General features: G+C 51.5%; 26 protein-coding genes and 1 tRNA gene. 8 read left to right on the top strand and 19 right to left on the bottom strand.

The genetic code is table 11. The features are described from left to right. Positions 1–4 precede the first annotated feature (4 nt). Complete coding sequence (gene metK / locus ACZ5BW_RS00230; protein WP_464541373.1) at positions 5–1,192, top strand: methionine adenosyltransferase; 1,188 nt, start codon at positions 5–7, stop codon at positions 1,190–1,192. Between the two features lie 50 nt (positions 1,193–1,242). Here the strand turns inward: metK and ACZ5BW_RS00225 are convergent, their stop codons facing one another. The 7 genes from ACZ5BW_RS00225 to ACZ5BW_RS00195 all read right to left on the bottom strand — a co-directional run bounded on the left by ACZ5BW_RS00225 (position 1,243) and on the right by ACZ5BW_RS00195 (position 5,441). Continuing rightward, complete coding sequence (locus ACZ5BW_RS00225) at positions 1,243–1,602, bottom strand: HMA2 domain-containing protein (RefSeq protein WP_464541371.1); 360 nt, start codon at positions 1,600–1,602, stop codon at positions 1,243–1,245. 225 nt (positions 1,603–1,827) lie between these two features. Next, positions 1,828–2,394, bottom strand: coding sequence for an IS630 family transposase (locus ACZ5BW_RS00220; RefSeq protein ID WP_464540459.1), 567 nt, complete (start codon positions 2,392–2,394; stop codon positions 1,828–1,830). Beyond that, a complete protein-coding gene (locus ACZ5BW_RS00215) occupies positions 2,375–2,767 on the bottom strand; it encodes a helix-turn-helix domain-containing protein (RefSeq protein ID WP_464539803.1) in 393 nt (130 codons plus the stop codon). The genes ACZ5BW_RS00220 and ACZ5BW_RS00215 overlap by 20 nt, the downstream gene beginning before the upstream one ends. 190 nt (positions 2,768–2,957) lie before the next feature. After that, the gene (locus tag ACZ5BW_RS00210) at positions 2,958–3,761 is read right to left on the bottom strand and encodes a hypothetical protein (RefSeq protein ID WP_464541369.1); all 804 of its coding nucleotides are present in this window, start codon (positions 3,759–3,761) and stop codon (positions 2,958–2,960) included. Positions 3,762–3,957: 196 nt separating this feature from the next. Next, positions 3,958–4,461, bottom strand: coding sequence for a hypothetical protein (locus tag ACZ5BW_RS00205; RefSeq protein ID WP_464541367.1), 504 nt, complete (start codon positions 4,459–4,461; stop codon positions 3,958–3,960). After that, positions 4,458–4,943 (bottom strand): DUF5132 domain-containing protein, encoded by a 486-nt coding sequence (locus ACZ5BW_RS00200; protein WP_464541365.1) that lies wholly within the window; start codon positions 4,941–4,943, stop codon positions 4,458–4,460. Before ACZ5BW_RS00200 ends, ACZ5BW_RS00205 begins: the two co-directional genes overlap by 4 nt. Positions 4,944–5,261: 318 nt before the next feature. Beyond that, positions 5,262–5,441 carry a hypothetical protein gene (locus ACZ5BW_RS00195; protein ID WP_464541363.1) on the bottom strand — a complete coding sequence of 60 codons (180 nt, stop codon included), beginning with the start codon at positions 5,439–5,441 and terminating at the stop codon, positions 5,262–5,264. A gap of 207 nt (positions 5,442–5,648) precedes the next feature. Between ACZ5BW_RS00195 and ACZ5BW_RS00190 the strand changes: the two genes are divergently transcribed. Next, a complete protein-coding gene (locus ACZ5BW_RS00190) occupies positions 5,649–6,107 on the top strand; it encodes a hypothetical protein (RefSeq protein ID WP_464541361.1) in 459 nt (152 codons plus the stop codon). A gap of 991 nt (positions 6,108–7,098) precedes the next feature. Here the strand turns inward: ACZ5BW_RS00190 and ACZ5BW_RS00185 are convergent. The 3 genes from ACZ5BW_RS00185 to ACZ5BW_RS00175 all read right to left on the bottom strand — a co-directional run bounded on the left by ACZ5BW_RS00185 (position 7,099) and on the right by ACZ5BW_RS00175 (position 9,938). Beyond that, a complete protein-coding gene (locus ACZ5BW_RS00185) occupies positions 7,099–7,920 on the bottom strand; it encodes a hypothetical protein (RefSeq protein WP_464541359.1) in 822 nt (273 codons plus the stop codon). A 496-nt stretch (positions 7,921–8,416) separates the two neighbouring features. Then, on the bottom strand, positions 8,417–9,499 hold the full coding sequence (locus tag ACZ5BW_RS00180; protein WP_464541357.1) for a hypothetical protein: 1,083 nt from the start codon (positions 9,497–9,499) through the stop codon (positions 8,417–8,419). Positions 9,500–9,548: 49 nt separating this feature from the next. Beyond that, positions 9,549–9,938 carry a hypothetical protein gene (locus ACZ5BW_RS00175; RefSeq protein ID WP_464541355.1) on the bottom strand — a complete coding sequence of 130 codons (390 nt, stop codon included), beginning with the start codon at positions 9,936–9,938 and terminating at the stop codon, positions 9,549–9,551. Positions 9,939–10,400: 462 nt separating this feature from the next. Here ACZ5BW_RS00175 and ACZ5BW_RS00170 point away from each other — a divergent pair, with 462 nt between their 5' ends. The 3 genes from ACZ5BW_RS00170 to ACZ5BW_RS00160 are packed head-to-tail and all read left to right on the top strand — an operon-like array spanning position 10,401 to position 12,708. Beyond that, the gene (locus ACZ5BW_RS00170; RefSeq protein ID WP_464541353.1) at positions 10,401–11,561 is read left to right on the top strand and encodes a tyrosine-type recombinase/integrase; all 1,161 of its coding nucleotides are present in this window, start codon (positions 10,401–10,403) and stop codon (positions 11,559–11,561) included. Beyond that, complete coding sequence (locus ACZ5BW_RS00165) at positions 11,562–12,302, top strand: DUF927 domain-containing protein (protein ID WP_464541351.1); 741 nt, start codon at positions 11,562–11,564, stop codon at positions 12,300–12,302. Further along, positions 12,292–12,708 carry a hypothetical protein gene (locus ACZ5BW_RS00160; protein ID WP_464541349.1) on the top strand — a complete coding sequence of 139 codons (417 nt, stop codon included), beginning with the start codon at positions 12,292–12,294 and terminating at the stop codon, positions 12,706–12,708. The genes ACZ5BW_RS00165 and ACZ5BW_RS00160 overlap by 11 nt, the downstream gene beginning before the upstream one ends. Before the next feature lie 90 nt (positions 12,709–12,798). Here ACZ5BW_RS00160 and ACZ5BW_RS00155 read toward each other — a convergent pair whose 3' ends face one another. The 3 genes from ACZ5BW_RS00155 to ACZ5BW_RS00145 all read right to left on the bottom strand — a co-directional run bounded on the left by ACZ5BW_RS00155 (position 12,799) and on the right by ACZ5BW_RS00145 (position 16,732). Next, a complete protein-coding gene (locus ACZ5BW_RS00155) occupies positions 12,799–15,414 on the bottom strand; it encodes an SIR2 family protein (RefSeq protein ID WP_464541347.1) in 2,616 nt (871 codons plus the stop codon). A gap of 571 nt (positions 15,415–15,985) precedes the next feature. Continuing rightward, positions 15,986–16,534 (bottom strand): helix-turn-helix domain-containing protein, encoded by a 549-nt coding sequence (locus ACZ5BW_RS00150; protein WP_464541344.1) that lies wholly within the window; start codon positions 16,532–16,534, stop codon positions 15,986–15,988. A 122-nt stretch (positions 16,535–16,656) separates the two neighbouring features. Further along, a tRNA-Arg gene (locus ACZ5BW_RS00145) sits at positions 16,657–16,732 on the bottom strand. Positions 16,733–16,764: 32 nt separating this feature from the next. Here ACZ5BW_RS00145 and ACZ5BW_RS00140 point away from each other — a divergent pair. The 3 genes from ACZ5BW_RS00140 (at position 16,765) to ACZ5BW_RS00130 (ending at position 19,526) form a co-directional block, all read left to right on the top strand. Further along, positions 16,765–18,009 carry an MFS transporter gene (locus tag ACZ5BW_RS00140; RefSeq protein WP_464541342.1) on the top strand — a complete coding sequence of 415 codons (1,245 nt, stop codon included), beginning with the start codon at positions 16,765–16,767 and terminating at the stop codon, positions 18,007–18,009. A gap of 499 nt (positions 18,010–18,508) precedes the next feature. Next, positions 18,509–19,054: a peroxiredoxin gene (locus ACZ5BW_RS00135; protein WP_464541340.1), complete on the top strand. Its 546-nt coding sequence runs from the start codon at positions 18,509–18,511 to the stop codon at positions 19,052–19,054. 76 nt (positions 19,055–19,130) lie between these two features. Then, the gene (locus ACZ5BW_RS00130) at positions 19,131–19,526 is read left to right on the top strand and encodes a TraR/DksA family transcriptional regulator (protein WP_133668765.1); all 396 of its coding nucleotides are present in this window, start codon (positions 19,131–19,133) and stop codon (positions 19,524–19,526) included. A gap of 40 nt (positions 19,527–19,566) precedes the next feature. On the opposite strand, the gene ACZ5BW_RS00125 is transcribed toward ACZ5BW_RS00130, so the two are convergent. The 6 genes from ACZ5BW_RS00125 to recA form a co-directional block, all read right to left on the bottom strand. Beyond that, positions 19,567–20,202 carry a Smr/MutS family protein gene (locus ACZ5BW_RS00125; protein WP_464541337.1) on the bottom strand — a complete coding sequence of 212 codons (636 nt, stop codon included), beginning with the start codon at positions 20,200–20,202 and terminating at the stop codon, positions 19,567–19,569. Positions 20,203–20,341: 139 nt separating this feature from the next. Then, positions 20,342–21,292, bottom strand: a complete 951-nt coding sequence (gene trxB, locus ACZ5BW_RS00120) for a thioredoxin-disulfide reductase (RefSeq protein WP_464541334.1) — start codon at positions 21,290–21,292, stop codon at positions 20,342–20,344. Positions 21,293–21,398: 106 nt separating this feature from the next. Next, entirely contained in the window at positions 21,399–23,987 is a 2,589-nt protein-coding gene (gene alaS, locus ACZ5BW_RS00115) for an alanine--tRNA ligase (RefSeq protein WP_464541332.1), read from the bottom strand. Further along, the gene (locus ACZ5BW_RS00110; RefSeq protein WP_464541330.1) at positions 23,984–24,445 is read right to left on the bottom strand and encodes a hypothetical protein; all 462 of its coding nucleotides are present in this window, start codon (positions 24,443–24,445) and stop codon (positions 23,984–23,986) included. The genes alaS and ACZ5BW_RS00110 overlap by 4 nt, the downstream gene beginning before the upstream one ends. Beyond that, positions 24,442–24,894: a recombination regulator RecX gene (recX, locus tag ACZ5BW_RS00105; RefSeq protein ID WP_464541328.1), complete on the bottom strand. Its 453-nt coding sequence runs from the start codon at positions 24,892–24,894 to the stop codon at positions 24,442–24,444. The genes ACZ5BW_RS00110 and recX overlap by 4 nt, the downstream gene beginning before the upstream one ends. Positions 24,895–24,962: 68 nt before the next feature. Next, positions 24,963–25,982: a recombinase RecA gene (gene recA / locus ACZ5BW_RS00100; RefSeq protein WP_464541326.1), complete on the bottom strand. Its 1,020-nt coding sequence runs from the start codon at positions 25,980–25,982 to the stop codon at positions 24,963–24,965. Positions 25,983–26,032 lie beyond the last annotated feature (50 nt).

Genomic DNA, 26,032 nt, shown 5'->3' with positions numbered 1-26,032 from the left:
GGTGATGAAACAGAATTTCATGTTCACCTCCGAATCCGTGACCGACGGGCACCCGGATAAACTTTGCGATCAAGTGAGCGATGCGCTGGTCGACCGCTTTCTGCAGCAGGACCCCTTTTCGAAGGTGATAGCGGAGTGCGCAGTATCCACAGGAATACTTTTTATCGCAGCACGCTTCGCTTCGTCGGCTTCTATCGATATCCCGGAGGTCGCGCGCCAGGTTATACGCCAGATCGGCTACGAGCAGACGGATTTCAACGCAAAGGATTGTACGGTCATGACCAGCCTGACCGAATTGCCGCCACTTTCCCACCCGAATATCGATGAGAGGGAAATGAGTGAGGAAGAGCTGGAATCCGTTACCGCCAAGAACCAGGCGAATGTATTCGGTTTTGCCTGCAATCAAAGCGCAGCCTTTATGCCGCTGCCCATCTCGCTTGCGCATAAACTGGCGCGTCGGCTCACGGCCGCACGTTTCCAGAAGCAGATTCCCTATCTTGCGCCCGATGGAAAAACGCAGGTAGGGGTGGAATATCGCGAAGGCAGACCATATCGCATCCATTCCATCACCATCGTTGCCACCCAGGAGAAGGCCGCGATGCGGGGTATCGGCTCGCTGCGCGATGATCTCAACGCCCATGTGATTGAGCCGGTTTTCGCGGCGGAGACGCTGCGGCCCGACTCCCGCACCCATATTTTCATCAATCCCGAGGGGTTGGTTGTCGACGGAGGCCCCTCTCTACACTCCGGGTTGACGGGTCGCAAGAACGCGGTGGATACATACGGTGAATATTCCCGCCATTCGGAGTCCGCGCTTTCCGGTAAGGATCCCTCCCGTATCGACCGGGTGGGCGCCTACGCAGCGCGCTACGCGGCCAAGAACGTGATCGCCGCAGGCCTTGCGCAGGCGTGCGAGGTACACCTGGCGTATTCAATAGGAATATCGAGGCCGGTAAGCGTGCAGGTCGATACTTTCGGTACAGGGAGCATTCCAGATACCGAAATAACGACACGCATTCTTGACCAGTTTGATTTCCGTCCGGCCGGAATCATCCGCGCTTTTAATTTACGCTACCAGCCTCAATTATTTCGCGGGGTTTTTTACCGCAGGCTCGCGGTTTATGGTCAGGTGGGGCGGATGGATATCGGATTGCCGTGGGAGAGCACGGACAAGGCTGAATCGCTGCGTTAGTCCGATATCGCGGTGGATCGCAGCATTCCGGCGAGCAGTACCTGCTCGCGTCAGATCAGTGCAGCGACCAGAGCGACGGCCGAGCGCTCGACGGCGGTTTCGACGAGTTTCGTCACGAAAATATCCACCACCTTCTGCGTTACCGGAGTCCCTTGTGCAGGTCCGGATAGGGTGCCTGTATTCTGGATATACCCCAAGTCATGCAGGGAATTGAGAATCAACGTGGAGCTTACCAGGCAGGTGTCATACTTGATCACGACACTCCCGGTGATAATGCTGGTTTCGGCCTGAAGAACGCCGTTCATCCCTTCCAGGTACGATTTCAACTGTCGGGCGCGAGACTCGTTTTTTTTCAGGGTCGGCGTATTGACACGCAGTCGGCCAGGCACGTGGTGGATATAGTGAGCCATGATTGGTTCTCCATTCGGTCATTTTCCTGATGATAGCTATGATGGCGACTATTTAACCAGCGTTTTGTTACAGCTTTATGAAGCGGTTCAGGTCCAGGAACCGGAGATGGAGAGGGGGATAAAAGAAAGGAAAAAGAGGAGGCGGTGGAGAATATTCATCCCTGCGGCGGTAATCGATCGCTCAGCAGGGATGAGAGGAAGGACGGGAGCTAGAGCATTTTCGCTTTACATGTTGACGTATCCGCAGGCCTCGAAGTAGTTCTGACACTCCTGAGGTGAGGTGGTATCGAGGAGTTTGCCCAATTCCTTCCAGAGCGCATCGACGGTGCGCTTTGATGCTTTGCGCAGCATGGCTTTGAGTTTGGCGAAGAGTTTCTCGATCGGATTGAGGTCAGGGGAATAAGGCGGCAGGTAGCACAGGGATGCTCCCACAGCCGTCAAAGCCTGTTCGACACCGGACACCTTATGGCAGGACAGGTTGTCGGCAATGACGATGTCGCCCGGACGCAAGGTGGGACAAAGAAAGTCACGAACCCATGCCAGGAAAAGCGCTCCATCGATCGGACCATCGACCACCATCGGGGCGCTCACCGCATCGTGGCGCAGGCCAGCGATGAAAGTGGTCGTCTTCCAATGGCCACAAGGCGCATAAGCCAGACAACGTGTGCCGCGCGGGGCACGACCACGCAACCGGGTCATACTGGTCGTGATCCACGTCTCATCCAGAAACACCAGCCTTCCCATATCCCACTTTGGCTGCTGGTCCTGCCAGTCACGGCGTGCCTGCTGCACGTCCTCGCGATGCTGCTCGCTGGCGTGCAGAGTTTTTTTTAAAGCTCAGTCCCCACCTGTCCAACTGGTGCCACAGCGCCGGCGACTTGATCATGATCCCTTCGCCTTGCAGGCGTTCACACAGTTCGGCCAGCGTCAAATCCGGCTCATTCTCGATCCAGCCACGGATCGTGCCTTCCAGATGGGCGATGCGCGACCGGCGGTGACCACCCATCGGCAGGCTGCTTCGACAGCCCTGCTCTTCCCATCGCCGTCGCACCTCATACACCCACATCCGACTCACTTCGAAACGCCGGGAGATATCGCTCGGACGCTCTGCCCGCTCCAGGGCGCGCAGCACCCGATCCCTCAAATCCTGCGAATACGCACGCATATCCCACCTCTCTCATGATTGACCTGAGGTAGTTTAATACATGTAACTACTTAAATCAAAAATGCTCTAAGGCTACTGGAGCATTTCCTAAACCCCGCAGGCTGATCCAAGCGTCAACATCCTGCATGGGTTTGAGCTTGAGCTATGCCCTTTAGCTAGCGCTTTACCGGCGCCTTAGCCGCGGCAAATGTTATACCGGCGGTGGAGGAGGAATGCGATCCTCGGGGGGAGTGCGATCTGCAGGGGGAACATTGTCTTCGGCGCGGTATGCCTTGGGTATAGCCGCGTTTGCCACATCCTTCACTCCTCCTACAACACTGAGGAGGATATCGCGCACGCTGCTGACAGCGGTCGTGCCGATGTCGCCTATCCCTCCAGCGGCCGCGTTTATGGTCGCCCTGACTGCTTCTACGACATTGCCTCCAGTCTCTCTCGTTCCCTCGGCCACGCCGTCCACTGCACGCTTGGCAACCAGCAATGTGTCGCCACCAGCGTCAGCAGTACTACGGACCGCGGCCTTTACGGTTTCTGTGGCCGCCATGATGACGTCGCCGCCCACATCGGACACGCCCATTACCACGCCCTTGGCAACGCTTTTCGTGGAAAGCACCAACCCGGTCCCCACATCTTCGGTGGCGGCAAGCGCGCCCTTGACAACATCCCTTGTTATATCGACTGCTTCCGTACCGACCGCCCCTGTCGCTCTCAACGTATTGGATACCGTATTGCGCACCAAGCTCACGATGTCGGATTCAATTCCGTCGATGCCTCTCAAGCTGCTGGCAATGCCTGTTTTTACGGTATGGCCAGCAGCTCCTATGGTGCGGTCAGCATCCGCACGATAAGGAGGTGTCGTACCCCCGTATCCTTCATCTTCCGGGCGTGTTTCGCCGTGAGCATATGCTTCTTCCTTCGGCGTTTCTATATCGGCCCGCTTTTTTTCCTCGGGGCGCGGCTTTCCCCCTGCGTGCCTGTCTGATCTCGGGGCATTCATTTCGATTCCTCCTCGTATAGTTACGATTTCCATGCTATGACGGTGCGAATGCTTCTCTCATTTTGCTGCTTTCTACCGCTTCAGTGCAGAGTTCCCTGGTTTGGACTCTTACAACCCCTTGACTCGCTCAGAAATTTTGCTACAGATTTTTGTTTTGCGAGATTTTCGGAAATCCATCGTTCAATCATTTCCAAATCTAAGATTCTTCGGGCAATTTGGTTTCAATGAGGGAATGTTCCGGGTTGTCGCCGTTCGTCCCCGGAAAAACGCAGTACGCATACCAGAATGCCGCTATCGCCGGGATCGCTATATTGCCCTTTATTACCTGGACGACGCCCATGCTCATCATTGCCAGGAATATCAGCCGCCGGGTATCCGGTCTCTTTCCCGGGTTCGTATATGACTTATGTTCGGCGCCGGCGATTGAAGAGTGGACTGGCGTGGGCGCTGAGGTTTCATTCTTTCCGAACTGGAACAAATCGTGCTTAGCGATATGGCTCCAAAGAACGGAATCCTCCGCGGTATGACTGATAAGCGCCATGCCAGTCCGCGGATCCGTCGTTACCGTTCCAACCCCGGGACACTCCGCCAGTTCTTTTTCCAGCGTCGCGAAGTACGCAGCGTCGCCGCGCCTTGCGTCGATCTTTATCCGCTTCCTACCCGGCAGAGAGTGGGCCACTCGCGCAAGTGGCGCCATCATTCCCCCTTGGTTGATGGTCGACTTTGCGCTCCTTCATCGCGCTGGCCTTCACTCGCCTGCGCCCCCGTCGGTGCAGGTGGGCTTTGTGACATCTTGGTGACGTCACTTGGCTGAACCGCGGCTGTAGCGGCTGAACTTTGCCTGGTGTCAGGATCCGGCCGGGGTTGTGCAGACGGCGTCCCGGTTTTCCCCTGCGCGCCAGTAGCCTGAGCTGCCGAGGCAGCTATTGCCGCCCCTCCCGCCGGGTCAGTCTCCATCTCCGACTTGACCTCTGCCACGAGGTCATCCACCGTTTCGCTCAATTCGGCAAATGACTCACGTCCTTTCTCATACAGAAGGATGCTACCCTTGATCGCTGCTTTGGTAAGGGGTTTGGCGATGTTCGCGAGAACGGGAAGCAGCACGGGAGCAAGCAGGGTCGCGCCCACGCCTGCTGCCAGTCCGGTGATAATATTGCTTTTGAAAAAATTTTCCGAAGCCATGATTCCACCTTTTTTCTTCCTAAAGCATATTTATAGTTAATATTTTTCAACATACAAGTATTGTCATAAAAAATTAACGTTGGCGAAAAACCGGCAGAATTTGAACGATTTTGAAGCTCCTGCTTTCACGGCGCCTCCACTGAGCAGCAGACGTCTAACCGCAGACGCCTTTCCACTCACCAAGCTGACACAATCCTGGTTTCCGCCTGTAAACAAGGCATATCTGTATCTGTGATACCAGTCGAATCCCAGCGGGATAGTACGGAGCCTTCAAACGTGCACGGCCGCGAGCAATACTGTCGCGATACTTCTATACTTTTATTTCGATGTCTGACTGCTTTTCTCCTTCGTGATGGGGCTCTGCAACGTATAACCCTTCTCTTTCATCTTGTAGCCGCCATAAGCACCGGCACCTCCCGCCAGGAGATACCAGCAGCCCGAGAGGGCGGGAAGAACGGCCAGCAGAGTAACGAAACTTATTATTTTCCTGAATTTCATTGCAGTCCGGGAATAAGAGGAAAATAATAATTGTCGCAGAAAGTCGCCCCACAGAAAACAGAACAGGCGCCGTCATCTTTCCGTCTCCTTTTTCGTTAATAACACCAAGGGGATGCAAAAGGATCGCAGCAAGGATAGCTACCTCGCGCTGTACGTTACCTGGACAGCGCCGGATTCAGCCTGAAGCAAAATTTTGGAGGAAAGATCATGAATCAAGCATGGATTTCAGCTACATGGGCAAAGCGCTTGCTGCTCCTGGCCCTGGTTGCGCTCCTGTCAGCATGCCAGTCCGCCGAAACGAGGCGTGCCGGCGGCTTGATGGGCAGCATTGCCGGTTCCATTGGCGGCGGCTATCTTGGCAGCTACCTGGGTGGGGGAACTGCTGGCCGTATATTGGGTGCTGTGGCCGGCGGTGTGGGCGGATATTATCTGGGTGCGGAAATCGGAGGACGTCTCGGCCAGGAAGATCAGCGCCGCATGGCTCAGACTTCACAGCGGGCGTATGAAACCAACCAGACCCAGACTTTCACCAATCCCGATAGTGGCGTGAGCGGGAGAGCTGAGATCGTGGGCGCTGATGACGACAGCAATTGCAAGACTATCCGGCAAACTGTCGTGCTGAAAGATGGAAAAACCGTTACGGAGGATGTGAAAAGCTGCAAATAGGAAGGAGAAAAGGCGCGACACCGGACCTTCTCGCCCCATAAGTGACAAATAAGCAAGCGAGCAGATCAGACACGCGTAAAGTCGCGCCTACTACATATAAACAACACATGAAGCTGATGATGTTGGAGTGTCCTCAAACCCGAAGCGATTCACCTCCGCTTCCGCTTTTTGTGTGGGGCATGCGAACAAACGCCCGGGCCGCGCGCGGATTGTCGCCGCGCCCGACGATCAAAAAGCCGCGCACGATTCCGCCGATTTCCGGGGATGATCGGCGGTTGCTGGCTATATTCAACTGATCCCATATCCGAAGAATTCTCGATCTCCGCTTCCCAGCGTGCCAGGAGCTTCTCCGCCCTATCATCACTTTCCGGGTCGCCACTCAACCCGGACAGATCGACCAAACCCCTTTCCATTGTCTCGCCCTCCAGTTTCGCCTGATGTAAATTCTCGTACTTTGCCCAGCACATCATCTGTGCGGTTCGCCGCTTATCTTCTGCCTTCTCACCCTTTCAACGTTACAGGTTACAAACTCGTTGACAGCCAATCAGAACTCCCAAGATGCGTGATCAGACTTTCCTAGTAAGGCTATGGATTAGAGAGTGGAAAAGCAGTTTCAGTTCGGTCAGATGAAGGAGAGTGAGGATTTTGTTGCTCTGAATAGCAAATTTTACCCACACCATCAATGATTCAACATCTGCCCATCCGGGAAGAGGAAAGCAGGTGACGGGATACATTCATCCATGCCAGCGCTTTTCAGGAGGAGTGTCGGAAGGTAATTTCTTCACTCTTCATCGAACTGCTCCTTGCGCGCCTGACGGCGGAGCGGGGCGCAGGAAATTATGGTATGGCGGGTATGGCGTGAAGGCGTCTCTCCACACCAGAAGTGCTCTGTGAAGCCAGCACCGTGGGCCACCCGGCAGAAACACAATGCCGAAGTGGCCCATTCAACCAAGCTCCAATGAGACAAACCTCAAGTGGAACTCAGAACTTACTACTTTTTAGGCTTTGGAGTTTCGGACTTCGGGGTTTCAGGCTTTGAAGTTTCAGGCTTTGAAGTTTCAGGTTTTGAAGCTTCAGGTTTTGAAGTTTCGGATTTCGGGGCTTCAGATTTCGGGGCTTCAGATTTCGGGGCTTCAGGTTTTGAAGCTTCGGATTTTGGAGTTTCCGGTTTTGAGGGCTCATGAGCAGGAAGCGCGGTTAACTGAACGCGAACCGTGGCAGATTTCTCAAGTTCCTCCCTGTCTTGACCTTTCTTGCTTGCAACTGCCGGGAGCTCAAGATTCAGGTGATAACTTCCTTTGCTTGCTCGCCGTAGAACCGGTTCTTTGCCGCCCGGCTCATTCAGTTTTATTTCTTTGCCATCCGGGCCCATTAAAGTGGCCACCAGATCACTTGAACCTGATTTTGATATTTTAATCCGGTAATCCGAAGAATCAGCGGTGGGCAAACGAAGCTCCACTCTCGCGCTGGAGCTTACATCCGCGCTGGCTAACTTGTTGTTCGTGACATTTCCCAGGCATCCCCCCGTGTCGCATGGGAATTGTCTCGGATTGCTCTCCTGGCAGGTTATGAAATATCCCCCGCGCGCGAAAGCCGCACTTTCCAGATTGACTTCCAATCCCATTTCATTCAGCTTGTTTACGGAGGTTTTTGCACGGCCCTTGGCAAAACTTGTCTGCCTATCCTGATTGCAGTGGCTTACTTCCTTACCCGAAGCGCTTGCTCCGGCTTCTTTATCGTCGATTGCGAGCCGTGGCCCATCCTTGTTCGCCTGAACCAAAACCCGGTTATACGTCTTGGCGACGATTTCCACCGGTGCCCCTTTCGATTCCCCGTACGACGGGACAGAAAACAGAGAAAATGGAGTGACGAGGAGTAAAAGTTTTAGTCTTAGTGTTCTCATTTGTTATCGCCCTAGTTTTTTATCGGTGCGTGATGAAGACATCATCGCAGGACGGTCGAGCTGTTCCTCCCGATCGTTTCGCTAAAGAGCGAACCCGTGGTATTCCAGTTTAGTACATTGCTTCAACGAATGGAATGCCGCTTTGAACTGCGGCCCGATGATTCCCTGAAAATCAGGGTAAAGAAGAAAATAAAAGATGGGAGAGGCCAGCGACGCCTAACCTGAGCCGCATAGAAGCAGTTCCTTGAGAAGAATGAATTCACAAATTAGAAGCTGCCGTCAGCCACTTCTTTTCTTCCAATCGGATAGCTGTTGTGATGGCAGCTTATATGTGTTATGTGCGCAACGAGTTCAAGATTAGCCATTCTGACGTTTTTCTTGCCACGATCGAGAGGTGGTTAAACACCTAGCTCTTTATTGACTTAATTAAATTTACTAACTGCTCCATGCCATCGTAGCTAGAGGGTAGCTTTTCATTATCTGAAACAATTCCCGAAAAGATGATATTTTCAAATTTTGATAGCGATTCTTTATCCTGTTGCTTCAGTTTTGAGGAATATTCAGAATAGTGTTGAATGAACCTACACAATGTTTTTCTGAGTTCGATCTGGAGGAGTTGAGACTTCACAGATTTGTAATTGAACAAAAGAACTCTGAAATAATATATAAGGATCGCGATGAGTGAAGCCGCAGGAATTAGCGATAACAGAAATAAGTCTTTAAAATTTGATAAATCAGAAATGTTGGAATAGACGATATATATTTCTAGCAACAACGGGGCGACAATTGAGATTCCCAACAAAAAAATTAAAAATAGGATACTGTTCTTCTCAATTTTCTTTTCCTTGGATAAATCATCGAACCCTTGAAACAATCCTACGAAATTGAAACTCGTTTCGTATTTCTTTAATTCAGATTTTAAACTCTCAACTCTCGCTTCACGCTCCGCTAACTCCACCTCCCACTTCTCTCTCTTTTTGTCGACAGTTTTTTCTATCTCATTGAAATGCTTGATGCTTTTTATCGAGTCGCTATTGGCGATAGCCTTAAATATCATGATCGGCATGTCTCGAATTACGGACTCTATTTGATCTCTGGCATTCCCTTCGAATTTATCTAAATTGCATAAAGAAAATTTTCTTGCTCGTTCAAATTCTGTAGACAAGTCACTCTTAATTGACAGGAACACTTCGAATACAAACTGGAAGCACGTAGCGAATATAACGTCCAGCTTTTCTTTTGTGAGCTCTTCGCCTTCGGCGCTTAATCGTCTAATGAACTGGTTTCCTATCCATTGGATGGTAATTCCACAGTTCGCGCTCCACTCCCCCGGATACGACAACATACCCTGAATAATCACTCTAATATGACTATTTCTTGCTAGCTCAAAATTATCGTCGGTATGCATTGCATCCAGTCGGCTTTTGAACTTATTAAGGACTGCAACGTTATGAGGCACTGCAAAAAAAACTATTTCCTCTTCGGACATATATCACCGCAAGTATTAGAGAGCAACGACCAGGGAATCCGAAACCCATTCAGAAACCATACCAAGCTAATAAATGCCTCAGACTTTGCGCATCCTCGACATGCACTCGTACGACATCATTATTTTTAGGATCAAGGGACGAATTATGTCTGACGACTGATCCAGCGATCCCCGGATTCCCATTCCTGCCTTGATGCTCGCGAGGATATAGCTCTTCAACCTCAATGCCATCAATACCGGCAATGGGAAAAACTTTTCCAGTAGCTGAATAGCGATTAATGTAGGCTGTGACGCCATTCCTTCTCGTTACAGGAATTGAAATCTCGCGCAACGGTGAGCTAGTTACCGAGAAGTTTGCAGTTTTGGTTTTTCGATAGTGACATCGAAAACCTAGTTCCTCAAGAAGGTCTACTGCAGACTCTCCGTTCCAAACGATCACGCTTTCTTCCCTTATAGAATAAAAGATGAATTTTTATCAGTGAACTTATCACCTCGCCGCTGAACACAACAGCTAAGTGGAAAGCTACTGCTTAGGATTTGGTAAACCATTTACAAACCGGTTAAATCCGTGAAATGGCTCCTATGTTTAGACAAGCTTGCCATCTTGAAAGTGACCTTATACTGGCGCCCTGAACACGAATCGAACGTGTGACCCACCCCTTAGGAGTTAGTTACCGCATCATTTCCTTAATTTCCCCCTCCTTATATCTTCCTTCCTCAAGCTATACAAAACAGCTAGTTACTGATAGTCTTCGTTTCACCTTATTGCACGGAAATAGCTTTAGTTTCCGCAAAAAGGTTGCGCTATGGTTGCACAGAAGAACAACCCGTTACTTTAAAGCGTTTTAACCAACTTGCTTAGAACTATGCAACCGCCCCTAAGATATACAAATACCAGCCTATGAACCGCATTCGATTTACTAAAGCTGCCCTAGATGCGCTCTCGGTTGACTCATCTGCCTCACGGGTAGTCTATTACGACGATAAAGCTCGCGGCCTTTGTATCATGGTAGCAGCGCGAACCAAGACCTTCTATGTTCTTAGAAAGCATCAAGGCAAGACTGAGCGTATCCTAATCGGACGCTATCCTGATACCACAATCGAGCAAGCTCGAAATCGAGCAGGCCAAATCAATAGCGAACTGGATGCCGGGAAGAATCGGAATGATGTGAAGCGCCAGCGGCGCTCAGAGTTGACCTTGGGCGAATTGCACGTGATCTATATGGATAGACATGCTAGAACGCGCAACAGGAAGCCCCAGAATGCAGAGAACAACTATCGTAGATACCTTTCCGAATGGAACAATCGGAAGTTATCCGAAATCAAGCGTAGCGATGTACAGGTACATATTGCCAAGCTGGCGAAAACCATAAGTCCTACTACAGCAAACATCACGCTTGCCTTGTTACGTGCTATGTTCAACCGCGCCATTGATTGGGAGCTTTTCAAAAGCCCTAACCCTACTGCAAACATTCCAAAATATCCCGAGCTTTCTAGAGACCGCTTTCTATATGGTGACGAGTTGGAGCGCTTCCTTGCAGCTCTGCACAAGCTGGAAAGCGTAACGATGCGGGAATTTTTTATGATGCTCCTCGCTACGGGTGCCAGAAAGGGAAATGTCGCTGCAATGCGGTGGGCCGATATAAACCTGAGCGCGTCCGTTTGGCGAGTACCTGATACGAAAAACGGGGAGCCTTACCAAGTTGCATTGACTGACCCAGCTATAGAAATACTTAAACGCCGCTGTAAGGTAGAAAACGGGCAATGGGTATTCTCGGGAACGAGTAAAAGCGGACATATTGAGGAACCTAAAAAGGCTTGGGCTTCATTGTTAAAACATGCTGAGATCGAGAATCTACGAATGCATGATTTGCGTCGCACGTTTGGGAGTTTTATGGCAGCACAGGGTGCAAGCCTTCAAATGATTGGAAAGGCCCTTGGGCATAAGAGTCAGGAAGCTACGTTGATCTATGCACGGCTGAATCTTGACCCTGTACGTCAAGCAGTGAACGCGGCAGCGTCAGCGATGTTTCCGAAGGCAACCGAGCCTGTTACAGAGTAGATGATGAGTGAGAAAAAACCTGATCGTATCAAGACTCATGCTGAAATTCTTAAAGAAACGGCGGAGATATTGAATCGGGAGGGTGTTCCAGCGAATTCTGCACACCCTGTGCTGGAAAGATTCTCGAAATTAAGCGAAATATACATGCGGTTAACTCAGGAGAATGAGGCGCGAAAACGTCCAGAGCAACGGGCACGAGAACAAGCTGAGGACCCTCAGAGTGAAGAGTGGGGTATTGTTGTTGAATGGATTGACCCAGATAACAAGCGTCATAAACAAGCGTTTCCCCGTAACCTGTTACATGACAAAAAGGGGATTGCCTTAATACAAGCGCTAAGTGCTGGGGGACTGGAAGTCATACCTGGATGTGAAAATGCCGTAGTCAAATATCTAGGTAGTTTTGATATCCCAGATAGGCTGCGCTCCGTAGCCCAACTAGGATGGTTGCACGATGAACAACTTGTGTTTGTGTTGCCGCATAGAGTAATCGGTAAAGACACAAATTCAAACATCGTTTATCAGCCCGAACGGTATAGCCCAACCTCTTCAACAATGGGCAGCCGTGGCACCCTCGCGCAATGGCAGATGAATGTAGCTATGCCATGCAGAAACAACAATTATCTTATTTTTGCCCTGTGCCAGTCCTTTGCAGGTGTCCTCCTCGAATTTTCAAACATGGAAAGCGGTGGATTTCATCTCTACGGCGCGAGCAGTAAGGGAAATCCTTGGAGTGGAGTTTGAAATACTTCCCTTCAGTATAAAAGAGATTGACGAAGCAATTTTAAGCGTTTGGAGGGCATGGCTAGATGATGCTAGCTATCTGAGCGACGCCGATAGGGGAGTAAGAAACGTCCGCGAGTTCATACAAAAACACGGTATGTCACGATTCGATTCCGGCAGAAGTCACGGTTCGCTGATTCGAGACTGCGCAGGCTATAGACATAAGGATTTGTTTCTTTTCAATGATGTCGGCTTCAAGGAAGCATGCGGTGAATTCCAAACACAGCAGGTGGCACTGGAACTGAAAAAACGGCATCTATTAATAGTAGATGACCCTAACCGCATTAAAAGTAAACACCTATTGTCGGGACAATCCAGGCGGCAAAGATTTTATGCGATAAAGGAGGAAATTTTAGAAACTGATTAGCGTATGCGAGAACAATATAGAAATTAAATGAGTATTACATAGAATAAAATTTATTATTGATCAGGTAGCGTAAGGGTTAGAAATTGCGTATCACCCATTCGCACTTATTTTAATTACATTTTCTGCGATCAAGGGTGCATTTTTTGGGGCCGGAGTATTCAGACTTATTGCTTGCGAGAAATCTGGCGTCGTTCTTACTGTATCAAATACTGGCCAGCGGGCTGCCAGAAATCTAAATGTTTTATCCCTTTTCATTTCTTTTTTTATGTTTTCGATCATCTCTTTTTTATTATCCAAAAGTGCGTACACAGCCGCCTTTGTTGAAAAAGCACTAGTAAATTGCAATACTTTTTCAAGTCGGTCAACGTTTACTTTCGAGCCCAATCTCTTGACTGCGAGCTCATAATTTATTATTTCAGACCCTGCCTCTGGAGAAAAATTAATAGGTGTGAGTATCTCTTTCCCAAATTTTTTGACTTCTTCATAAGCTCCCATCCTTAGCATCACGTACATCAGATGGATATTATGCCTGTCGTAAAAAGAGGCGGACTTCCTTAGTTCGTTTAACATGCCCTCGAAGTTTTTCCGTTCTTCAAGGATGTTAATGTGCAACTGAACCGACACCCTTAGAGGTAGGCGATGGCGCCATTTTTTGAATGCCTCTTCGGCTTCTGCCCGTCTTCCAAGGTCAGTTAATGTTTCAATTAAACATCGCGCAACGCTCGCATCAAACCCGGCCTTGAGACAATTTTCCATTAATGTAATAGCGTCGTCGTCTTGGCCAAGTTTTTCACGTGTCAGTTCGGCCACAACCAGCGCTAACTCATGATTCTTCACCAGATCATGCTCTGATACAACTGATGATAATGCACGCGCTATTTCCTGTGTGTTATTGCAGGTGGCAGTGCTTTGCAAACGAATGATGTCAAGCTCTGCATGCAGAGTCGGGTCGCTACGCTGTTTAATCCTAGAAATGTCGCCAAGCAATACGTCTAACTCTGCTCTGTCTTCTTCTGTAAGCAGTTCTTGTCTTAATGTCAGGACCTTGGATGAGTTAGGATTCATCTCGCACAGTTGCTGAATTATTTTGTTTAATTCAGCATCACGTATCTGTTTATCCTTCTGAAACTCTTTTATTAAGCTGAACTTCAAAGCCCAGCAGGGGTTATGTATTGATGGGTCTCTTAAAAGACCGATTCTTAGCGCTTCCTGAGCTACCTCAACTGCTTGCTTACAATCATCTCCATAGCTCGACCTGGCTTCCGAGATATGTAGGGCGGCTTTTTCATAATAGCTTCTCGCGAAGTACTGGTTTACCTCAATAGCCTTCTCTACCGAGACGATTTTCTCTGATCGATCTGACAACAGACCTAACTTTAGAAGATAGTTGGCTGGATTATGAGGCTGGAATAAAATTAATTCCTCGACCACAGAAACAGCCTCACTTAATTCCCCTAAATAGCGATTGGCTTGAATAATTAAAGTCAGCATTCGCCGCTTAGCAGCAGGGTTAATAATGTTCCGGAGGGCAGCACGACCTTTAAGAATAGCCTCTTGATAATTTCCAGACTCAATCAGATTTTGTATCTCAAGTTGGGTAATTAACTCATCATCTGAGAATTTTTCATCGTCTTTGAACTCGTTCGTTTCCGATGGATACACCATTTCCATCAGCGTGGCTCTTTTAGATTGCTTCATTAGCAGTTCATGGGCTTTTTTCAGGATGGGTGATTCTGTCGGAAACTTGCCTTGCATGCTCAGCAGGCGATGTACTATTTCTGTAGGACGACGTGAAATGGAAATTGTAGAAAAAGGTAATTCCTCGCCCTTATTAATCGTGTGATACAACTCAGCAAAAAATTCATCGAATCCCTCTATTTCGACAAAATAAACTTTTTCCTTCCATAATAATTTTCTTAGTTCCTCAGAAACTTCGCTATCTTTTCTGATGCACCAATAAATCCCACTTTTAAAATACTCATCACTCTTAAGTAAGGACGTCAAAGTGTCCATTATTGAGCGGTCGCCGCCAGAATACCCGATGACAATTAATCCGTAATCCTTTGAAAACTCCGAGAACTTTCTTTTCATATTTTGCTCTAGCGACTCCGTCTCGCGTGTAGTCGCTTTCAGATCGTCAAATAGATAATCCCCATGGAGCTTAATAACCTTTGGACGCTTAGAAGTAACTGTTATGCTATTTATTGATGAATCATGCGCACATACAATCGGTCGTTTATGTTTATCTGAATATGAGTAAAACGCCTCATTAATTAGATCATCAAAATTTGTGGTAAATATTGTGTTGAAGTAATTTTGATTTACTAAAGCGGTCAAGTAAGCATAACCAAGAGAAGGAATCTTTCCCGATACCTCTTTTTCTACAAACATGCGCCTTTGCCGTTGCAAATCATATTTCTTTTCAAAGAGTGACGCATATTCACGAGCCGGGTCATACCAATCGCCATGCTCTTGTTTTAAGTAAGCCCTCTGTTCCTCAATATCAGTAATCGTCCCGCAAAGTTCGTTGCGCCATTGTCGCGTAAGGTCAGTGGCAGAATTTATATCTGAGGTAATGGAACAACCAGCCCCCAGCAAAAGCGTGTAATTTGGGATGTGTTCAGTTTGCGTAGATATAAAGCGGACTAGATCTGAAACACTCTTTCTTTTTCCTTTTAATTGTTTTGCAATCTCATCTATTTTCACGATCTCTCCCTGAGCACTACTTAGTGGCAAATATAGCCATAATCAACCCTTCTTAATCGGGGCCTAAAATAGATAAGATTATAAACATTAACCGGTTAGGTGTCCTTCGCGAATCAAGGAGGGCTTTTAACGGATCAAGGACGGGCTTTTAACGGATTATAAAAAGCGATGGCACGCTAATTACTCAGAACTGATCTAAGCTTCTCAGTTTTAGGCCGGACTACACGAGTTACCGCTAAGGGTCGCACTTTCTTTATTGAATGTGCTTACACACTGAAACGACGTTTGCAGCGGTAGACGGTTTTATTAAAGTTTGTTATGGGACAACGGGACGTTTGGGGCATTATCAATCACAACGTGACATTGGAGCTTCCAAGCACACTCGCGACACTGGGACCGTATGGGACACTTGTCCCGTACAAACTATAAGGAGATAGACGTTTACACATGATAAGTAGCTGAATCTATTGCGTATATGCCTAACGTCCCGAATGTTCCTCCTGAAAACACCAACTCGAGCTCTAAACAGCAGGACCAGCAGAGGTTACGATAAATGGCTTTAACCGAAGTCTCACGAAGTCGCGTACCGTAGTTTTGTTACCTTTTCGGCTGTGGTGGCAAGACCAACCCCATGACCTTGGAGCTCCTCAATGATGATGTAATTTCTGGCCATGAGGCCCATGACCTCGTCCGCGTAATGGCTGCCTTTTTCTTCATCTACGCCAAATCCCAAAAATCCCGAATTGCTGAGATCAATGTTACAAATGTCGGATATTCGCCGACGGTTTTCAGCATATTCGCTAAGTAGCGCGTCAACTTGATCTTCGTCCGCTTCGGGCGGAAGTAAAAAGCCATCGCGCACATGCAACCTATTGCTCTCTTCTCCGTCACCGTTAAATTGCGTGGAAGATACATGCGCGCCGGAGTCAAGCCCTGCATCAGTTTTGGAGTAATAATCGCGAAGACGATTAAGGGTTGCATCGTCAAACAGTAACTTGCCTGACTCGAATTGGCAAAGGTAGGAACGGTTGATGCCGAGATCGCTTGCCACACGACCTTGCGACAATTGGGCGTTGATACGTGCAGTTTTTGCTTGCTGTGCTGTTAATTGAATAGCCATTTTCTTACAACTCCTCACCTAGTTAAAAGAGTTGTAAGGTTGCACTATAGTTGCACGGAGATCAATTCACCAAGTTTAACGCATTAAAATATTTTTTAACTTTTTGTTTAAAAACGTTAATTTGGCGCCCTGAACACGAATCGAACGTGTGACCTACCCCTTAGGAGGGGGTCGCTCTATCCACTGAGCTACCAGGGCGGTAACAGCGCATTTTACGCTAATATTCGGGTATGGAAAAACCCGACCAGATAGTACCTCTCCAGCAACCTGTTCCCCAGAAAAAACTGCCCCGCACCGTGATCGTTCTCGGGCTGGTGAGTTTCTTCAACGATTTTGCTTCTGATATTGTCGTTCCACTCATTCCGATCCTGCTGGCAACGGTGCTGGCGGCAGGACCGGTAGCGCTCGGGTTGATCGAAGGCGTTGCGGATGCGGTGGCGAGCCTGCTCAAGCTGTGGGCGGGACGGCACTCGGATATCATGAGCGGCCGGCGCAAGGGGCTTGCGGTAGCAGGATATACGCTTTCGAACATTACCCGTCCAATGCTCGGGCTGGCGGGCTCCTGGCTCGTGATTCTGGTATTGCGCAGCATCGACCGGGTAGGCAAGGGCTTGCGTAGCGCACCGCGGGATGCATTGGTTGCGGATGCGGCGCCACCGGGAATGCACGGCTACGCCTTCGGCTACCATCGCGCGATGGATAACGGCGGGGCCGTTGCAGGCAGCCTGGCCGCGGCGGCTGTGCTGGCATGGTCTGGCTTGAGCCTGACAGAAGTGATCCTCTGGTCCGCGGTTCCAGGCGTCATCGCCGTGCTGCTGCTCGGTGTGGGAGTGAAGGAAAATAAGGAGGATAAGGAGGATGCGGCCAGTCATCGTCCAGCTCCTCCTGAACTTCCACCTTTGCGCTGGTCGCTCTTATCCCTCCCCATGCGTCGCTATCTTCTGGTGCTGATGCTGTTTACGTTTGCCCGCGCGTCGGAAACCTTCATCCTGCTGCTGGGACATGAGTTAGGGATTGGAACCGTGGAATTACTGCTGCTGTGGTCGGCGCTGAGTCTCTGCAAAGCCGCAACCTCTATCTGGGGCGGGCAACTGGCGGACAGTCTGGGGCGCGGGACGTTGATGCTGATAGGCTGGTCCACGTTTTCGCTTTCGTTCCTGATGCTGGGTCAGGTAGCAGGGAGTAGCGGATTATGGGCGGTAAGCATTTTTTACGGTTTATGCGCCGGCATGAGCGAGGGAGCGGAGCGCGCCATCATCAGCGATTACGCGCTGCCGCGGGAACGGGGGACAGCTTTTGGCTGGTATCACCTGATGGTGGGACTCGCGGCAATCCCCGCGGGGCTGCTGTTCGGATCGCTCTGGCAGTTTCAGAGTGCGGCCACGGCGTTCTTTTTCGCGGGAGGACTGGCGGCGGTAGCAGCAGTGCTGTTGCGGACGTGGGCGCTGCCAGTAAGAAAATTGAATGCGGGCTGAAGGGTGAGCTTCGGAGAAGCTCTCAAGGCATCGAACAAATCAAGCCATACGTTTCATCAGCAGGCCGCGCTTTGCTCTACTCACTATACGTTTATTTGCTTTTCGAATAGAAGTTGTGTTGTCCGGGGCACAGTTCGATTCCTTCGAAAAGCCCTACTATGCATCCATTCGACCTTCGACAAGCATGTCCTGAGCACTGTTCGTCCCCTTTGACGGGCTTGTCCTGAACCGTTCGCTCCCTTCGACAGTTTCAGGGCGAACGGGAGGCGAAGAATTCTGGATTCACGGGTGAACGGGAAAAGTTCCTATGAATTAGGATAATGCTCAAGACCCGCAGGGAGAAGAGGCAAGTACAATGCAAAAGGATGAGCGCGGTGCTGCTTACTCTTCTATAATCAATCTATTGCACGTAACATTGCCCTTATTGCAGCGGTGCGGAAGCTGAGATGCTTTCGCCAGATTTCGCCTTGCTCCATGCTCTAAAAAACTGGAGATACTTATGAAAACAGGGAAAATAGTTGCGGCGCTCATGGCGCTGGCTTTGGTTTTTTTGAATCATGTGGCAAATGCAGAGCCACCCGCTCCACTGGAAGTGGGGCAGCCCGCGCCGGATTTCAATCTGCCCGACCAGGACGGGAAAACCCGGACGCTGGAGGATTTTCGAGGGAAGTGGCTGGTCTTGTATTTTTATGTGAAGGATGATACCCCGGAATGCACTGAGCAGGCGCGCGGATTTCGCGATTATATCCCTGAGCTGGCGGCATTGAGAGCCCAGGTAGTGGGTGTGAGTGTGGATGACTCCACCAGCCATGCTCATTTCGCGAGGAAATATGTTCTTTCGTTCCCGCTCCTTGCGGATAGCACGGGTGAGACGGCGGCGCGCTACCATTCGCTGGGAGGGGATGGCAGGCCGGGTAATTTAGCCAAACGCAATACTTTTCTGATCGATCCCCAGGGCAGGATCGCGAAAATCTATTTATCCGCAAGCCCTTCACGCAATCCTATCGAGGTGATCGAGGATTTGAAAAGGGTGAACGGTTTCTGAATTTTGAATTTCTAGCCTGAATTCCTCTTTCCTGAGGGTTTGTCAGCCGGCAATCTCGATCATAAAGGAATTTATCATGGCACAATTTACTGAAGAGCAATTGGCGCAGTTGAAGGAAGTTCTGCAACAGCGCTATCTGCAACTGCGGGAAGAGGTCCGGGACGAACTGGAGAGTTCGGGCGACCAGCACTATGCTGATCTGGCAGGCAGTGTCGCTGATCCGGGTGATGCTTCGGTAGCGGATATGCTGGTGGACGTGGATGCCAACCTCGTAGATCGCCAAGTGAACGAGATGCGCGAGGTGGAAGCGGCGCTAAAACGCCTGGCAGAGCTGGATTACGGCGATTGTATCGATTGTGGGGGCGAAATAGGGTTCGAGCGGCTCATGGCTTATCCCACGGCGCAACGTTGTGTACGCTGTCAGGAAGTGCATGAGAAGACTTACATGCACGAGAACAAGCCCACCCTTTAAGCAAGTCGCTTTAAGCAGTGTCCCTGGATATCCTTGATATTCATGGGGTTGCTGACTGACTGCCCGAGGGTGCCCTGAGCAGCACGAGCACAGCGCCGCTGCCGCCCTCCGCCGGACTTGCCTGACAGAAAGCCAGCACATCCTCCCGTTGCGAGAGCCAGCCGCCAATCCGGGTTTTCAGTACGGGCTCCCGATTCTGCGATCCGAACCCCTTGCCGTGTATCACCCGCAGGCAGCGCTTGCCGCTTTCGCCGCTCGCATCCATGAACGCCACCAGCGCGAGCCTTGCTTCCTCCCGCGTAAGCCCGTGCAGGTCAAGTTGTGCCTCTATTTTCCAATAGCCTCGCCGTAGCCGGCGCAAGGTCTGGCGCGAGACGCCGGGGCGCAAAAAAGCCCATTCATCACCGGACTCCATCGGGCGGACATCATCCGATAGCGCGTCATGGGCAGTAGAGCGGGCGGGTTGAAACTGAAGGGGTATGGGTGGCGGATGGCTGGCCGAAAGGAGGACTTTATCGGTTGGGGCGAGGGGCGCGACGTCACGCATGGCGTCACGAAACAGGGCAGCATCATTATCCCCGACGGATACAGCGGTTCCCTCCCGCTTATCGCCCTCGGCAGCAGTTTCTGCCCGCGTGGTGGTATGGATGTCAGGCTTTCTTTCCCGCCGTCTCATCTCGGTCCTGCATGATTCCCCTCGGGCCAATTCCCCTCAGGTCATGTATAACCCGGATATCGACCCCGTTGGAAGCCTCCAAGGTGCGCGTGAATTGGCAAATTATACGGAAGTCCCGTTCTGATTGCCGCTCGCCGCCTCAGGCCAGAACATCCAGATACTTTTCGGCATCCAGCGCAGCCATGCAGCCGGATCCCGCGCTGGTTACCGCCTGCCGGTAGATGTGGTCCTGTACGTCGCCCGCCGCAAAAACGCCGGGAATGCTGGTGGTCGTGGCATTACCATGTGCTCCCGCCTGAGTCATGATGTAACCGTTTTCCATTTTTAGCTGGCCCTGAAAAATATCAGTGTTCGGCTTGTGGCCAATCGCGATGAACACCCCCTGCAAGTCGATAATTTTGATCGAACCATCAAGAACGTTCTTTATGCGCATTCCCGTAACACCGCCCTCGTCGCCAAGCACTTCGTCAAGCACATAGTGGAGTTCCAGCTTGATGTTGCCGTTTTTTGCCTTGTCCATCAGCTTGTCTATCAGGATTTTTTCGGAACGGAATTTATCGCGCCGGTGAACGACAGTCACGTTGCGAGCAATATTGGAAAGATAAAGCGCCTCTTCTACCGCTGTGTTGCCGCCTCCTATCACGGCCACGTCCTGCCCCTTGTAGAAAAAGCCGTCACAGGTGGCGCAGGCCGAAACCCCCCTGCCCATGTACGCTTCCTCGGATGGCATCCCCAGGTAGCGCGCAGAAGCGCCGGTGGCAATAATCAGCGCATCGCACGTATAAGTACCCTGATCACCGATCAGCGTAAAAGGTTTTTCCGAGAGCCGCGCTGTATGAATGTGATCGAAAATGATCTCGGTATCGAAACGTTCCGCATGCTTCTGAAAGCGTTCCATCAGTTCCGGGCCTTGCACGCCCATCGCATCCGCGGGCCAATTGTCCACTTCCGTTGTGGTCATGAGCTGTCCTCCCTGTGCCAGGCCAGTGATGAGCATGGGCTTGAGGTTGGCGCGGGCGGCATAGACCGCGGCGGTATAACCGGCAGGACCGGAACCGAGGATGAGAAGGCGTGCGTGTTTACTAGTCATTCCTGATCGATATTCAATGGGGTTATTAAGGGGTTATTAAGGGGTTATTAAGGGGTTATTAAGGGGTTATTAAGGGGTTATTAAGGGGTTATTGGAGACGGCTTGCTTATAGATGCTGCTCGACCCAGCTGGCGACACTTTCCAGGGCAGCGGGGAGGTTATCGGGCTCGGTTCCACCTGCCTGCGCCAGATCGGCGCGGCCCCCCCCTTTGCCGCCCACCTGCTGGGCTACAAAATTGACGAGTTCACCTGCCTTGAGCCTGACTGTCAGGTCGCTGGTCACGCCTGCGATCAGCTTGACTTTCCCATCTTCAACGGCAGCCAGCACTGTCACGCAGGATTTGAATTTATTCTTGAACTTGTCCGCTGCTTCACGCAGGGTTTTCGGGTCTGCCTCTTCAAGGTACACCGCCAGTACTTTCACGCCTTTTATCTCGCGCACCCGATCAGCAAAGTCATCGCCTTGGGAACTGGCCAGCTTCGATTTCATGCGCCCCAGCTCTCTCTCCAGATGTTTCACGTTATCGAGAATCTGGGTAATGCGTGCAGCGGCATCCTGGGGTTGCGCTTTCACCGCTTCCGCGACGCGCTGCAATTGCAGTTCCTGCTCCTGGATATAAGTGAGCGCCCGCTCTCCGGTCACCGCTTCCACACGCCGAACTCCGGCGGCCACCCCTGATTCGGCCACGATCTTGAAGAGGCCGATGTCGCCGGTGCGCTTGACATGGGTGCCACCGCACAACTCGCGCGAAGTACCGATATCCAGTACACGCACTTCATCGCCATATTTCTCGCCGAACAGCATCATGGCACCCGATTTCTTTGCATCCTCGATTGCCATCATGCGCGCTTCGGTCGCAGCATTGGCGAGAATTTCGGCATTCACCAGCATTTCCACCTTACGGATTTCGGTGTCCGTCACGGGCTGGTTGTGCGCAAAATCAAAGCGCGTTTTATTCGCATCCACCAGCGAGCCTTTTTGCTGGACGTGGTGACCCAATACTTCGCGCAATGCCTTGTGCATAAGATGAGTGACCGAATGATTGCGCTCCGTTCGCGCCCGTGCGATGCGATCGACTTCCGCCAGCACGGTATCGCCTGTTGCCAGCCGTCCGCTGCGCAGCAATCCCTTATGACCGAACACATCCGCCTGGATTTTCTGGGTGTCGGCAACGGCAAAGGTGCCGTTGGCAGCGAGCAGTTCACCGCTGTCCCCTACCTGCCCGCCAGACTCGGCATAGAAAGGGGTTTTATCAAGCACGATCACCGCCTCATCGCCCGCCTCGACAAACTCGACCCGGCTGCCCTCCTTATAGATAGCAAGAACCTGTCCTTCCTGTTGCAGGCTTTCGTATCCATGGAACTTCGTTGAGGGACCACTATAAGCAATGGCTTCCTGCATGATGAACTTGCTGGTGGTGCGTGCGCGCTCGCGCTGGCGCTCCATTGCCTGGTCAAACCCGGTCTCGTCTATGGCAATCCCGCGTTCGCGCGCAATGTCGGCAGTAAGGTCCAACGGAAAGCCGAAGGTATCGTAGAGACGGAAAAGGGTTTCGCCATCCAGCATCCTGTCGCCACGCCGCAGCGCAGCTTCCAGCACCTGCATGCCGTTTTCCAGCGTTTCGGCAAAGCGCTCCTCTTCCTGCTTCAGTACCGCCGCCACCCGCGTCTTTGCCTCCACCAGTTCCGGATAGGCCTCCCCCATGACGCCTGCCAGGTCTTCCACCAGCAGGTGAAAGAAAGGCTGTTTTTGTCCGAGCTTGTAACCGTGGCGAATGGCACGGCGGATAATGCGCCGCAGGACATAGCCGCGACCTTCATTGCCTGGAATCACGCCATCGGCAATGAGAAAAGAACAGGCGCGGATATGGTCGGCAATGACATTGAGCGAACTGCTGGACAAATCGGTTGTGCTGGTTGCTCGTGCCGCAGCCTGGATCAATTCCTGAAACAGGTCGATTTCATAGTTGCTGTGAACGTGTTGCATCACTGCGGAAATGCGTTCCAGGCCCATGCCAGTGTCGACCGAGGGGCGCGGCAACGGGTGCAGGGTCCCCGCGCTGTCGCGGTTGTATTGCATGAACACCAGATTCCAGATTTCCACGTAGCGATCGCCGTCCGCATTCGGTGTTCCAGGCGGGCCGCCAGGAATTTCCGGACCATGGTCGTAAAAAATCTCGGAACAGGGACCGCAAGGGCCGGTGTCGCCCATCTGCCAGAAGTTGTCCTGGGTGGCGATGCGGGTAAAACGTGAAGAATCGATGCCTACCTCGTTCAGCCAGATATCGGCGGCCTCGTCATCCTCGGCGTAAACCGTAACCCATAATCTCTCCGGGGGAATTTTCAGGATATCGGTGAGAAACTCCCAGGCGAACCTGATGGCGTTGCGCTTGAAGTAGTCTCCAAAGCTGAAGTTGCCAAGCATCTCGAAGAATGTGTGATGGCGCGCGGTATAGCCCACATTCTCCAGGTCATTGTGCTTGCCGCCCGCGCGCACGCAGCGCTGCGCGCTTGCCGCGCGCACGTAGGGACGTTTGTCCTGGCCGAGAAATACATCCTTGAACTGTACCATGCCGGCATTGGTGAACAGCAATGTCGGATCATTGCCAGGCACGAGGGGGCTGGATGCGATGATCGTATGACCGTGCGTCTCAAAGAATTCAAGAAATTTTTGGCGTACTTCGCTGCTTTTCATCTCGCTTCACTGAACAGGACGGAATGGATTGCTTCCCGCGCCCGGGTTATCCAATCCCTGGGGGCCCAATTAAGCCTCTCTATTTCGGTTATCGTCGTTCCGAGGGGCTCGCCGTTTATGATCGCAAGATTTTCGACCTTCACCTTGACGGTCAGTTCTTCTCCGCTTTTCGGCAAATCAGTGCCGGTGAGGATTGCGATCTCCCCGCTTTCGTCCTTCAATACATAAGACTTCATATTGATCAGCGGGATTCGGGTAGGATTCTTTACTTCGCCATGAAGCACTACCTCCTTCCCATCAAAATTTGCGGGAGAGGTATTAACTTCGTTGGCAGGCGTGGCGTAAATGCGGCTGCAACCTCCCAGCAAAATTCCGAGAGCGATCGCCAGGAACGTGACCTGTAGAAATTGAACCGTTCGCCGGGACAAACGAGACAAGTGAGGCAAGCGATTTTTCAACCTTCTTCCTTATCGGGATGTTGCAACACCCGGCGCACCACTTCCGGCCTGAATCCACGCCCCAACAGAAACCGTGTCTGCCTGCCGAAGGCTTTCGCATCCGCAGGTATTGCGCCGAACTTTTTCCGCCATACATCGTACGCGCTGCGCTGCTCGGCTTCCCTGAGATCAGGCAGGACCGCGGCGATCAAATTCTCTTCAATGCCTTTTTCGCGCAACTCCTGCACGATTCGCAAACTGCCAAACCTGGCCTTGCGCATGTGCATTATCTGCTCGACCAGACGAGCCGCCGACAGAAATCCACGCTGCTCGAGCCCATCCAGCACAGAGGAAAGCTCTTCCGGAGTTTCCGCATGAGGTGCGAGCTTTTTTTCCAGTTCCAGCCGCGAATGCTCACGCCGGGCCAGGTAACCCAACGCACGGGTTTTGAGACTGGGCGCGCGCGTCATGGCACCTTCGGGAATCTACTTTCGGGATCTAAAAAGCTATGCCGCCACGTTTCCGCCGCTTGCCGCGCTCATTCCACGGGTGCAGGTTCGGCAGGATTGGAAACTCCGACAGCCGCCCGGATTTTCGACTCGATCTCCATGGCAATGTCGCGATGCTCTTTCAGATACTCGCGCGCGTTATCCTTGCCCTGGCCTATCTTGTCTCCCTTGTAGGCATACCAGGCGCCGGATTTGTCAATCAGCTTGTGCTGCACGCCCAGCTCGACAATTTCGCCCTCGCGCGAAATGCCTTCTCCGTAGAGAATATCGAATTCCGCCTGCCTGAAGGGGGGCGCCACCTTGTTCTTGACCACCTTCACCCGGGTTTCGCTGCCAATCACCTCTTCGCCCTTCTTGATGGAACCGGTGCGGCGGATATCGAGGCGCACGGATGCGTAGAATTTCAGCGCATTACCTCCGGTCGTGGTTTCAGGGCTGCCGAACATGACACCGATTTTCATGCGTATCTGATTGATGAAAATCACCATGGTATTGCTGCGCTTGATGTTGCCGGTGAGCTTGCGCAACGCCTGCGACATTAACCGGGCGTGAAGGCCCATTTGCGGCTCGCCCATCTCACCTTCGATTTCCGCCCGCGGGGTGAGGGCCGCGACGGAATCCACAACCACCACATCGATCGAGCCGGAGCGCACCAGCATGTCGGCTATTTCCAGCGCCTGCTCACCGTTATCCGGTTGCGAGATCAGCAAGTCCTGAACATTGACACCGAGTTTTTGCGCGTATTGCGAATCCAGTGCGTGTTCCGCATCGATGAATGCGGCCGTACCGCCCATTCTTTGCATCTCTGCAATTACTTGCAGGGTCAGTGTGGTCTTGCCCGAGGATTCCGGCCCATAGATTTCCACGATCCGCCCGCGTGGCAGGCCACCCACTCCCAGCGCAATATCCAGACCCAGCGAACCGGTGGAGATGACCTGCACGTCCTTGCCGATGTCGCTTGCACCCAGCCGCATGATCGAGCCTTTGCCGAACTGCTTTTCGATCTGGGAAAGCGCTGCCGCCAATGCCTTGCTTCTGTTTTCGTCCATGAAATTTTTTCCTTTGAAGATGGGTCGATTATCGCATACGTGACCCCCGC

Source organism: Nitrosospira sp. TNL300 (assembly GCF_055385915.1).
This window is presented reverse-complemented; position numbering and strand designations above follow the sequence as displayed.